Annotated in this window: 8 protein-coding genes; 1 reads left to right on the plus strand and 7 read right to left on the minus strand. The window is 43.3% G+C overall.

The window, feature by feature from the left end; translation table 11 throughout:
* Window positions 1-81: 81 nt before the first annotated feature.
* The 4 genes from BUC20_RS21545 to BUC20_RS21560 all read right to left on the minus strand — a co-directional run bounded on the left by BUC20_RS21545 (window position 82) and on the right by BUC20_RS21560 (window position 7,839).
* Window positions 82-1,590: a SusD/RagB family nutrient-binding outer membrane lipoprotein gene (locus BUC20_RS21545; protein WP_073233109.1), complete on the minus strand. Its 1,509-nt coding sequence runs from the start codon at window positions 1,588-1,590 to the stop codon at window positions 82-84.
* Between the two features lie 10 nt (window positions 1,591-1,600).
* Window positions 1,601-4,717 (minus strand): SusC/RagA family TonB-linked outer membrane protein, encoded by a 3,117-nt coding sequence (locus BUC20_RS21550; protein ID WP_084529133.1) that lies wholly within the window; start codon window positions 4,715-4,717, stop codon window positions 1,601-1,603.
* An 83-nt stretch (window positions 4,718-4,800) separates the two neighbouring features.
* Window positions 4,801-5,985 carry a glycoside hydrolase family 130 protein gene (locus BUC20_RS21555; RefSeq protein WP_073233110.1) on the minus strand — a complete coding sequence of 395 codons (1,185 nt, stop codon included), beginning with the start codon at window positions 5,983-5,985 and terminating at the stop codon, window positions 4,801-4,803.
* 24 nt (window positions 5,986-6,009) lie between these two features.
* The gene (locus BUC20_RS21560) at window positions 6,010-7,839 is read right to left on the minus strand and encodes a sodium:solute symporter family protein (protein ID WP_073233111.1); all 1,830 of its coding nucleotides are present in this window, start codon (window positions 7,837-7,839) and stop codon (window positions 6,010-6,012) included.
* Window positions 7,840-8,002: 163 nt separating this feature from the next.
* Here BUC20_RS21560 and BUC20_RS21565 point away from each other — a divergent pair, with 163 nt between their 5' ends.
* Complete coding sequence (locus tag BUC20_RS21565; protein WP_234994570.1) at window positions 8,003-8,881, plus strand: AraC family transcriptional regulator; 879 nt, start codon at window positions 8,003-8,005, stop codon at window positions 8,879-8,881.
* A 73-nt stretch (window positions 8,882-8,954) separates the two neighbouring features.
* On the opposite strand, the gene BUC20_RS21570 is transcribed toward BUC20_RS21565, so the two are convergent.
* The 3 genes from BUC20_RS21570 to BUC20_RS21580 are packed head-to-tail and all read right to left on the minus strand — an operon-like array spanning window position 8,955 to window position 12,047.
* The gene (locus BUC20_RS21570) at window positions 8,955-9,893 is read right to left on the minus strand and encodes a DUF5007 domain-containing protein (protein ID WP_073233113.1); all 939 of its coding nucleotides are present in this window, start codon (window positions 9,891-9,893) and stop codon (window positions 8,955-8,957) included.
* 5 nt (window positions 9,894-9,898) lie between these two features.
* Window positions 9,899-10,573: a fasciclin domain-containing protein gene (locus tag BUC20_RS21575; RefSeq protein ID WP_159441141.1), complete on the minus strand. Its 675-nt coding sequence runs from the start codon at window positions 10,571-10,573 to the stop codon at window positions 9,899-9,901.
* 28 nt (window positions 10,574-10,601) lie between these two features.
* On the minus strand, window positions 10,602-12,047 hold the full coding sequence (locus tag BUC20_RS21580; protein WP_073233115.1) for a RagB/SusD family nutrient uptake outer membrane protein: 1,446 nt from the start codon (window positions 12,045-12,047) through the stop codon (window positions 10,602-10,604).

Below are 12,047 nucleotides of genomic sequence, written 5' to 3' on the forward strand. Positions count from 1 at the left end.
ATACAGCTTACTGACAAAAGAAAAAGGGGGAATAATTGCCTGCTCCGCAAACAACGATTCCCCCATTTCAGGTATTTTTCCTTATTTATCCCACCAGACTCTGGTGGTATAAGTATCTGGCCCTTGCTGTGCATTGGCCTGTTTTACATTTGTTCCATTAGCGCTATACTCATTCCTTGGAAAGGTAAACCTTCTCGGAATTGTTCCGCCACTAACATTTCCGGGATAATTTACCGGAGTTAATTGAGGGATTCCCGTTCTTCTCCAGTTGGCATAACTCTCCCATCCATTTAAGAAGGTAACCACCCAATATTGTTCATTAATGGATTTCAACTGCTGTTCCATATTACCTGCAATCGGGAAAGGGTTTCCTGTACTCAGGTAAGCACTCACATCTGAACCGGAAATGGTTCTGCCATAGAGTTTCTGCTGATCCATTGAAGCTTCTACTGCTGCGCGATAATGAGTTGCCGCAACATCGGAAGTCCATTGTCTTGCGGCAGCCTCTGCCAGCATCAGTTCCGTTTCTGCATAGGTCAGAAAAAAGGTAGGTGCCGATAAAGGAAGGATCGTGCTGACATTGAAGGTAGAATAAGTGGTTAGGTCAGCTCCTCCGGGAGTACTGCCTATGGTTGTTGCATTATAGCCATTTGGCAATCCTTTTTGCAAAGCCGGGCTGTTATCACCATTAGACAATGAGCTGTAAACTGCCAACCGGGGATCATTGGTTCCCTTGAGGTAATCCATAAAAGTTTTACCGATCTTGATGTCTCCGACTTTAAGGATTTCGAATTTCTGAAAATCAAAGGCAATCGGATTGGCCAGCTCCTGCTGCGGTCCGGTATGTCTCATGTAACAAATATCGCTGTTGCTTTGCATCACTCCGCCCTGGATGGCTTTTAATACCCATTGTTTTGAAGCGGCAGGATCCACTTTGATCAGGCGCAGTCCCAGACGCAACATCAGCGAATTACCGAGGCGTTTCCACTGTTCAATTGCTCCTTTGTAAATGATATCCGCATTCCCAAAGGTCACTTTACCAGGAACAAAAGATGTAGTGGCCTGTTCCAGCTCTGTTAACATATGCGCGTAGATATCCGACTGTTTATCATACACAGGTTTATAAATTTGCTGTAAAAAGCCCTGTCCCGCTTCTGAATAGGGCACATCGCCGTAGGCGTCCGTTAACCTGTGCATTTGCATCACTTTCCAGATTCTTGCTGCGGCATACAGGTTTACCTTTTCAGGATCTTTTTTCAGCATGTCGATCAGCACTGCCATGTTCGATACCGGAACGGCATATTCTTCATTGAATAAAAGAGCAGCACTTTCTGAAGGCAGGTATTTATCCCCTTCCAGGTCATCTATTTTTGTCGTTGCGGTCTGCTGGACCATCATCATTCCAAAACCTACATTGCTTCGTCTGGCAACCGATGTTCCCGCCTGACGCAATTCCAGTGCGGTAAATAACGGTCCCGGTTCTACTTTCGTGGGTTGATTCGGGTTCACATTCAACTCTTCCAGATCTTTGGTACATGAGGTACCCAGCAAGATCCATAATGCTGCTATAAATAAGGTGTTCTGTTTCATGGTTTTGATTTTAAAACTTACAATTCAGGTTTAAGCCAAATGAGCGGGTTGCAGGTACAGAAAGCATCTCTATCCCTTGTACATTTCCCGTCAGGAAAGTAGATTCAGGATCTACCAATGGTACTTTTTTATAAAGTGTAAACAGGTTTCTTGCCACAAATGAAAGGCTCACATCACTCATCTTTACTTTTTTCACCCAATTTTTGGGCAAGTTCACACCCAATACCACCTGTCTTAACTTCACAAAGCTTGCATCATATACAAACTCTTCAGCAATGTGATTGGCCACCCAGCTGTAATATTCCTGTGCCGGAACATTTACTGTATTTGGTTGCCCCTGCTCATTCACACCCGGCCCAACTATACCTCCCTCACGACCAGGTAAAGTCTCTTTACTCAATCCCGCCAGGTAAGCCAGGTTATTTGTTCCGGAAGAGATTTTACCCCCGAATTTAGCATCCAGCAAAATACCCAGGTTAAAGCTTTTATACCTGAAATTGTTATTGAATCCTAAAGTATACGGAGAAATGCTGCTACCAATATTTCTTAACTCACCTTCTAAAGGAAGTCCTTTATCATTATAAATAATCCTTCCGGCAGCGTCACGTTTATAACCGGAGCCTTCAATTATACCAAAAGGTTTTCCTACTTCAGCCTTAATGTATACCGGAGTACCTCCATCACCATATAATCCCGGCCTGCTTTGCTGTACAATGATCGACTGCTGTCCGTCGGCAAGGGAAAGAATACTGTTCTTATTATACCCCATATTGAAAGACATATCCCAACTCATGGATTTTTGTTTAAAAACGGTCCCGGACAGCATCATTTCCAGCCCTTTATTCACCATTTCACCACTGTTCAGACGCACATTATTAAAGCCCGAAGCAATAGAAATCTGGCTGCTCAGGATGTCATCGGTTGTTTTCCGGTTGTACCAGGTCAGTTCCAGACCAATACGATCATTGAACAACCTCGTGTCTAATCCAAATTCATAAGATCTGGAAGTTACCGGTTTTAAAAGTCTGTTGGGAATTGTTGACTCACTGATATAAGCCAAAGACTGTCCGAGATGCTGCTGGCCAAAATAGTAAGTCAGGGATTGTGCATAGGCACCGATATCCGAATCACTTCCTGTTTGCGACCAGGCAGTACGGAGCTTGGCAAAGCTTAACCAGGATGGCATAGTAAGCGCCTGTGAGGCGACAAAACTAAAGCTCGCAGAGGGATAAAAAATACTGTTGGTCGCACGGCTCAAGGTAGAAAACCAATCGTTACGCCCGGTAAAAGTAGCATACAGATACCCTTTATAACCCAGCTCTGCTGAAGCAAATACAGAGTTGATTTGTTTCCTGTACAGGTCATAACTTCTTCCCTGCGTCACCGTATTATTTACCGAATAAAAGAAAGGAACAATAAACTGGCTTCCTGAGGCAGTGAGATTGGACACTTTACTTTTCATGATGTTTCCACCCACAAAGGCATCCACTGAAACATCCGGACTCACATTTTTCTTAAAGCCAAGCATCAGTTGTGAATTGAACTCCCCGTCGTAACGTTGACTTTCGCGCATGCTTCCATTGGCAATCGCACTACCTTCCGGCGTTACATTTTCTGCAAGGCGGTAAGCAAAATCAGTTCCCGCCAGCAAACGTGCATACAGATAAGAAGTGAAGTCATATTTAATATCTGCCGAAGCGATTATACGGTCCTTTCTATCTCTGTTCTGCATGTCGTAGGCAATAAAATAAGGATTTGCCAGGTAGATATTTGAGGACACCAGGTATTCATTTCCATTCTCATCCACTCTTCTGTCCAGGTTTCTGACATCGTAATTTGTAGGGAGTAATTGCACACCCACATTTGGATTCCAGGAGAAATCACCTGAGCTAGGTCTGTTTTCTACCCGCTCCCGCACGTACTGTATACTCATCTGTGCAGTCAGTTTATCGGTTGCTTTTAGATTTCCGTTCAGGGAGAAATTGTTTCTTTTCAGGCTTGAATTTGGCATCAGGTCATGGTTATTCAGGTCTGATGCAGAGAAGCGGAGCGTTGCTTTTTCTGATCCTCCATAAAGGGAGATCGTATTGGCAAAGGTATTGCCATTTTTATAAAAATTGCGACTATTGTTCTTCACCGCAGCGTATGGACGTGCAATCCCATCGAACTGGATCACCGGAGAGCCGTCCAGCCTGGCGCCCCAATTGGACGTTCCTGCCTGAAGTGCAGTAGCCATGTCTTTAGGTGCCAGCCCTTTTGTACCCTGCCCATAGACATACTGATAATCTTTTTCATTGTTAAAAATTGGCTGATCCAGCGTATAAGCACCATTATATTCCACACCTACTCCCTTTTGGGATTTTCCGGATTTTGTGGTAATCAGAATGGCTCCATTGGATGCCCTCGAGCCATAAAGTGCAGCGGCTGGTCCGCCTTTCAGCACACTCATACTCTCAATATCATCCGGGTTGATGCTGGAAATCCCATCTCCGCCATCACCTCCGCCATAAAACACAGAGCTCTGACCAAAATTGGCATTGACCAATGGGATTCCATCAATCACATATAAAGGCTGGTTGGGTCCGCTAATGGAGCCGTTTCCACGAATCACGACCCTGCTGGACCCCATAGACCCTGAAGCAGGCTTAGTCACATTTACACCCGCTACCCTACCTACCAGGGAGTTCGCTACGTTCGTTTCCCTGGCTTTGGTAAACTCTTCCCCTTTTACTTCCGTTACCGCATAACCCAATGCCCTTTTTTCTCTTTTGATCCCAAAGGAGGTCACGACCACTTCATTAAGGACTACATCATCATCGTCTAGAGAGATATTGATTTCTTTCCTTCCGTTTACCGGCACTTCTTTTTCTTTGAAACCAATAAAACGGAAGATCAGGATGGCATTGGCAGGTACTTCCAGTGTATATTTCCCATCCTGATTACTCGTTGTGCCTTTGCCTGCCTGATTTTTCAGCAGCACAGAGACACCAGGTAATTTATTTCCTTTGGAATCGGTAACCGTTCCTGTTACCGGACTATCCTGAATGACCAGATGCGTTTCCGGAGCAGTTTTACTCCAGGCAAAGGCAGGGCCAAGCAGTATTAATATCGTAAATAAAATTTTCATATTTGGTTGTTTTTTTGGTGGTTGATTTTTTTCTAGTGGCCTTGAGCCACTCGTGGGATGATGCGTTGGTTTGCTGTCATTCTTTATCCCATAGGCAATTCGTCTTTTCTGTTCTGATCAATTAATTTATAAATCCGCTGTACAGTAGCTGCCGATCTCCAGCCATCTTCCGGGGTATGCAACACATAATCCAATAACTGATCGATGGTACTTGTGGCCACATGAATGCGTGAATCTGAAGAGGCGTAATAGATAAAAACTTTGCCGTCCTCATCAGTGATCCAGCCATTACTGAAGACCACATTAGAAACATCGCCCACTCTTTCTGCACCTTCAGGAGCAAGAAAATACCCTGCAGGTTTATGGATTACCCGGCTGAGCACTGTTAAATCCGTCATGAATACATATAAGACATAGCGGAGTCCTGCTGCGGTATTCCTCACTCCATGAGCCAGGTGTAACCAGCCATATTTGGTTTTTATAGGTGCCGGACCTTGTCCGTTTTTAGATTCATAAACCGTATGGTATTGTTTTTTGTCCACGATCACCTCTTCGGGAACACAGGCATTCTCCATGGATTCTGACAGGCCAAAGGCGATCCCTCCTCCTTTTCCGGCTTCAATAAAAGAATCCTGAGGGCGGGTATAAAAAGCATATTTACCATTTACAAATTCCGGATGGAGCACCACATTTCGTTGTTGCAGAGAGCTGGTTTTAAGGTCTGCCAGTCTTTCCCAGGTGATGAGGTCTTTAGTACGGACAATACCACATTGTGCCAGTGCTGCGGTCTGGTCTCCTTCAGCAGCATCGGGATCCCGCCTTTCTGTACAGAACAAACCATATATCCATCCATCCTCGTGCGAGATAATCCGCATATCGTAAATGTTCGTATCCGGAATTTCTGTTTCAGGAATGATCACCGGACATTCCCGGAATTTAAACTGGTCAATTCCATTAGCGCTTTCTGCAATGGCAAAAAAGGATTTCCGGTCATTTCCTTCTACCCTTGCAATGAGCAGGTATTTATTGTTCCATTTGATCGCTCCCGGATTAAACACCGCATTGATTCCAATGCGTTCCATCAGGTAGGGGTTGCTGTCCCTGTTCAGGTGATAACGCCAGTATAAAGGGGTATGTTCGGCAGTTAAAACCGGGTATTTGTAGCGGCTAAAAACGCCATTTCCTAAGCCTTCTTCCTCATTTTCGCGCATAATCAGGGATTGATGAGCAGCCATAAGCTGCGCCAATCTCTTGTCGTAATCCATCATATATCTTTAGTTCTGTTTGTGTGTTTAGTCTTCGAGTTTATTCCACCATGTTCTTTTGAGGATGAAAATGATGACCGCCAGTATTGCGATTGTGACCAGCAAAGGCAATTTCATCATCAGGATCAGGTACATTGGCAACAGGGTAAGGCAGAGCTGCGCGATGATCCCCAGGACCACATTGAACATGTCTCTTCCAAAATTTTTGTTGGCCACAAAGGCAGGATCATCAGCCAGCACCAGTTCGTGGACAGGGCCCCAGAATCCCCATGGCCGGACCGTCTTATAAAAACTTTTGAGCGTCTCCTGATCCGTTGGCGGTGCCAGGTAAGTCCCGATCACAGATCCCGCCATGGAAAGGGCAAACAGCAATGGGAAATAATATAAAAATTCAACTCCCGCAAAGAATCTGGTAAAGACCAGTGCAGAAACAATTCCGGTAAACATGCCCCAGAAAAAACCATTGGAATTGAACCTCCACCAATGCCATTTCAGCACATTGGCCGCAATATACCCTCCATATAAAGCAGAGACAATCCATTGCAATACACTGTTTACATCTTTTGCAAAGAAGCCCAGAGTGATCCCTACTGCTACGACCAGTATGCCAGAGCAGTAGTTCATGGAAATGATCTTTTTATTGGAAGCCTCCGGATTGACGTACTTCAGGTATACATCGTTTACGATATAAGCCTGCGCAGCATTTAAAGTCCCACTGAAAGTCCCCATAAATGCGCCCAGCAATCCGGTGAGTACCAGTCCAAATAATCCGGCAGGAACGAAACTATTGATGCTTGCCGGCAGGATGCGTTCGTAATCAATGGCACCATCAAGTCCGCGGAGATTCATTTGGTCGTAGTAAAGAATCCCCAGAACGGTAAGTCCCACAATCAGCGAATAGCGGATCGGCAACAAAACGATCGATACAAATCCACTCATTTTGCTCGCTTCTTTAGGAGAGCGTGTAGAGAGGATTTTTTGCATATCATAGTTAGGTGGCGGACCGGCTAATGAGGCAAATGCTCCTTTGAACAACATCATCATAAAGAATATGCTGAACAGGGAATAGCCGTCGCTTTCTATTTTCTTATTGACATCAGTAATGATGTCCGTCCAGTCCAGGTCCAGGTGTGTTCCGAAGAAAGGGCTGTCCCAACCTTCCGGCACGTGTAATTTCTGTCCATTCAGGTTAACTACGGCAATCACTGCGATGGAGATACAGACTACCGTCATGATGGCGTATTTGATCATGTCTCCAAATACAATCCCATGCATTCCACCGAGGATGGAATAGAACATGGCGAACAGGGTAAAAATGATCCCGTAGAAATGGGCTACATAGTGCGGGGCTACTGTAAAAGGGACATAATCTTTAACCAAATCCCAGGGGATAAAAATCTCTACAAATTTACCCAGGCCAATAAAGCCGTAAGCAAGGAAACCCAGGCAACTCAGTAAAGCAAAGGTGACGACGACCTTATGAGAAGCGCCGACACCTCTTCCTGAAGTTCCAAAGCGGGTAGACAACCATTCGGCTCCCGTCGTGGCATTTGACCTTCTCAGCCATTTGGAGAGGTACATCATCAGAAAGACCTGATTGAAGACCGGCCATAACCAGGGAATCCAAATGCTTTTCATGCCATAAACGAAGCAGAGACTTACCATCCACATCGTTCCGCTGATGTCAAACATATCGGAAGCATCACTCAGTCCCAGCTTATACCATGGAAGGGACTTCCCTCCCATGATATAGCTTTCTTTATTTTCTTTTGCTTTCTTGCGGTACCAAAAGCCAATAATGATGGTGCTGATGAGATACGTTACTATAATAATGATGTCAACGGCTTGAAACTTCATAGACTCAAAACTATACTATTTTCGAACGCAGCTTCAATACTATTTTAACATTTAATTGTATTCAACAAACAAAAAGACTCATTATCATAGTATTAATCCTAATTTTCCATAGTACTATTTTAACAGAAACATAATCAATTCATATCAAAATTATTATATTTATATGATGGGCAGTAATATAGTCAGGGAGATCACCCCTTTAACTCAAAGCGATTGTTTTACCATTTTTTCCAGGACGAAGAAGGAGTTTGACTTTCCGCTTCATTACCATGAGGAATATGAATTGAACCTGATCCTGCATGCCAAAGGAGCGAAACGGATTGTCGGTGATCATATTGATACGATTGAAGATGCAGAGCTCGTTTTTATAGGTCCAAACCTTTACCATGCCTGGTTTACCCATCAATGTAAAAGTGAAGAGATTCTGGAAATCACCATTCAGTTCCATAAGGACCTGTTTGATGAGCGCTTACTCAAAAGGAATCAGCTGAGTTTCATTTCCAATATGTTTGAACGTTCGCAGAAAGGGATTCTTTTTTCTGCTGAGACTATAGAACGGCTCAGTCCGCGGTTGCTTTCATTAAACCAGAAGAAGGGTTTTGATTCTGTGCTGGAGCTCTTTTCCATTCTGCATGACCTGTCGATTTCCAGAAACATGAGGACATTGTCCAATTCTAGTTTCAACAATGAACAGTTTAATTACAACAGCAGAAGGATAGAAAAAGCATTTGATTATATGAATGCGAATTACAACCGGGGGATTTCACTGGAAGAAGTGGCCAAAGTAGCCAGTATGCCGGAAGTCTCTTTCAGCAGGTTCATAAAAAAGCGGACGGGTAGTACGTTTATTGACAGCCTGAATGAGATCAGGTTAGGGCATGCCACGAAGTTACTCATCTCCAGTACACAGACCATTGCTGAGATTGCTTATAAATGTGGGTTCAATAACATATCGAACTTTAACCGGATTTTTAAGAAAAAAAAGAATTGTACACCCAAGGAATTCAGAGATAGTTTTTCCGGGACAAGGTCTTTTATATAACTGAATTTAGAATAAAAAAAATGACGCTCCAAAGAGCGCCATTTTTATACGGGGGGGGTGGGGAATTTAAATATTAATCATTTCCAAGGATGATGTCCATCTGCCATACTCCATCCTCTACGATTGTAAAATCAAGCCAGTAGTTCATGGAAGAGCCAAATATACTGGTGTCATTCAACTCATCAATCCGGATTAATTTCCCGGCGACATAAGGAATCGGATATTTCACATCCAGTTCTATCCGGTCAGTCAGTGTAGTCATTTTCAAAGGGTTCCCGGCTCCAAGGGTTCTGAAATCTTTAAAACCATCCGTAAATCCGGCCTGTCCTTTATACTCAAAACCATAGAACTCTTTAGGATTAATCGGAACATCACTTCCTTTTTTAAAGTAGCGTACGATCAATTTACCTCCGGTAGGTTGCAAACGGGTGAATTTAACATCCAGACTTGTTACTGAACCATCCACCCCACCACCACTGCCCAATCTCCAAAAAGCGGGATTTTTCAGTTGATAGACCACCTTAATGTTGATCGCATTTTTCAACACGACTTCACCTGCCGGATTTTTTGCAAGAATATCAACCACATAATTTCCTTCAGGAAATTTCAGTGGATCACGAACTTCCGGATAAATGATCAGACTTCCATTTACCGGGTTAATGTCCAAAGCCGGTCTGACTACCGGAGTTCTCTTTACATCAATTTCCTCCATTTTAGTATCTCCGTCTGAGTAAATTCCAGTCCAGGAATAAGTATTTACCTTGACCTCTCTGAGAAACTCAGCAGAAGAACCATCCGATTTACGGATCGCCGCAATAGAAAACTCCATTGGTTTGGTAGATTCGTCGGTCAACATCGCTCCGGATGACCAAAGCACAAGACCAATATTTGCGGTTTGATTTGCTGATGTATATTTTAGGTTATTGCTTAGAAATCCATTTTTATCCTGCTTTTTGCAAGAATAAAGAACAGTGATCAGCAACAAGAAGCTAATGCTTAATATCTTTTTCATACTTGTTATTTTTTTATGATCATTTTAGTGTGAAAATTTCCGCCTTTATCTAATACGTGAATGATACCATTGGCAGTAATCAGATTATGCGTTTTCATCTGAAGCGTATCATTTTTAGAATCCTTAATTGTCCGGCGGTGTTCGTACACGATTTTCATCCTCCCCTGTCCAATTGCAGTCACCCCGCCATTGTTGTAATCCTCCCTGACACCTGTGATCATTAAACTATCCCCATTATTGTCTTTATAATACTTACGGCCATCAGCATAAGCTTGTTCCAGGGTGATTTTTGCACCAGGAACAATAAACCGGTTTAACATATACTTTAAGGAGTCAACATTCATTTTACTCAATGGCCGGTTACGTTGTTTCGGATCTGAGGGTTTCTGTCGGTACTCATTCTGAAACAAAATCACGCCTTCATTAATTGGAGGAAAGAAGGTGATACCAGGTTGATTGACCAGTGCTTTGGTACCGGTCATGTCGATGATTTTAATCAAAGAATCGAAATTCCCCTTAGTACGACTGTTTAAGAAGTCGTACATCGTCATTGCTTTTTCCTCTTCACTTTGCATTGCAAGTCCGCCATCCAAATAGTAGTCTTTCTTTTTACAGGCTGCCAGCATAGCGATGCAAAAACAAGTGTAAAATATAGTTTTAAATACGTTTATCTTTTTCATATCAATCTTAATTAGATCCTTCATGGAGTTATTTCCAGAACTCATTCTGGGTAATTACATAGTTACTCGCAGCGATGATGCTCGAACTTATTGGTAAAAGCCAGGCTCCTTTTTCGTACCAGTCTGCCTGTTTAATTTTACTATGTAGTTTTGCCATTTTCCTTGTTCTCACCAGGTCAAAGAAATATTGTCCTTCACCCATCAGTTCTTTTCTGCGTTCCAGAAGAATGGTATCCGCCAATATTCCACCGCCAGTGTAATTTGGTCTTTTTGCCCGTTCACGGATTTTATTGAGCTCTGTCATGGCCTCTCCCGGTCTGTTCAGCGCGTCCAGCGCTTCCGCACGAAGCAGGATAATATCCGACAGACGGGTGATGATCAGGTTGGACTCATTGATGTTTTGTGAGGTCGTATCTCCCTGGGCTTTCAGTGTTCTGTACTTTCCGAAGTAAAGGATTTCGCTATCCCAGGTACTTTTGATAAACCAGACATCTCTGCGGATATCACGTACCCCTTTAGGAAACAATACGGCACGAACTGCCGGTGTAAAACCCAAAACATATTCATCAGTACCGCCACCGCCATCACTTTGATCTTTATACCATGGTCTCCCAAGTGTTCTGTTGTACATTTTATTTTTCTGCAATTCGTTGTTCTTTGAATCAAAGTCAAGTTCAAAAATTCCTTCCGGAGATTTTCCAACAAAAATGTTTAGCAAGGCTGTAGAATCTCTGACAAGGCTATATTTCCCACTTGTGATCACTTCATTACATAGTTTCTCACATTCGTCGTACTTATGCATCCAGCCCATCAGATGTGCCTTAATTGCCTTTGCAGCACCTTTATCTGCCCTAACGGCTCTGTCCGCATTAGAATAGCTGACTTCCAGGTTACTGATGGCGGCATCCAGATCGTCACTGATTGCTTTAAAAATTTCTTCCTGAGTACTTCTGCCGACATTTGAAATGTCTACTGATTTCATAATTAAGGGAACGCCACCATATAAACGAACCAGGTAGAAATAACTTAAAGCCCTTAAAAATCTGGCTTCTCCAAGGTATCGTTCTTTCTCTCCTGCCGTATATCCTGAAATGGTTGGAATTTTCTCCAGTATCAGGTTACATTGCGAGATAGTCGTGTAGTACCCGTTCCAATTTCCGGCTCCTGCCTGAATCAGGTCATTTACCCCAGCTCTTCTTTGCAAATCGGTTTCCATTCTGGAGCCAACATTTTTAGCTTTATTAAAATTATCCGCCTGAATATCGCCGAATAAAAACACCTGATCAGGAAGGAAGGTTCGCAGCATATTGTAAGCGCCGGCCAATCCATGGTTAATATCGGAAGGGGCTCTGAATGCATTCGCTGCGGTTGGGCTTTGGATGATATCGCGGTCTATGATTTTCTTACAGGAAGCCAGTACGAAAAGCAGGCAGATGATCACCAATCCTATTTTCTGTGTTTTATCTTTTATCAT

The organism is Pedobacter caeni (assembly GCF_900129215.1).
Taxonomy (GTDB): Bacteria; Bacteroidota; Bacteroidia; order Sphingobacteriales; family Sphingobacteriaceae; genus Pedobacter; species Pedobacter caeni.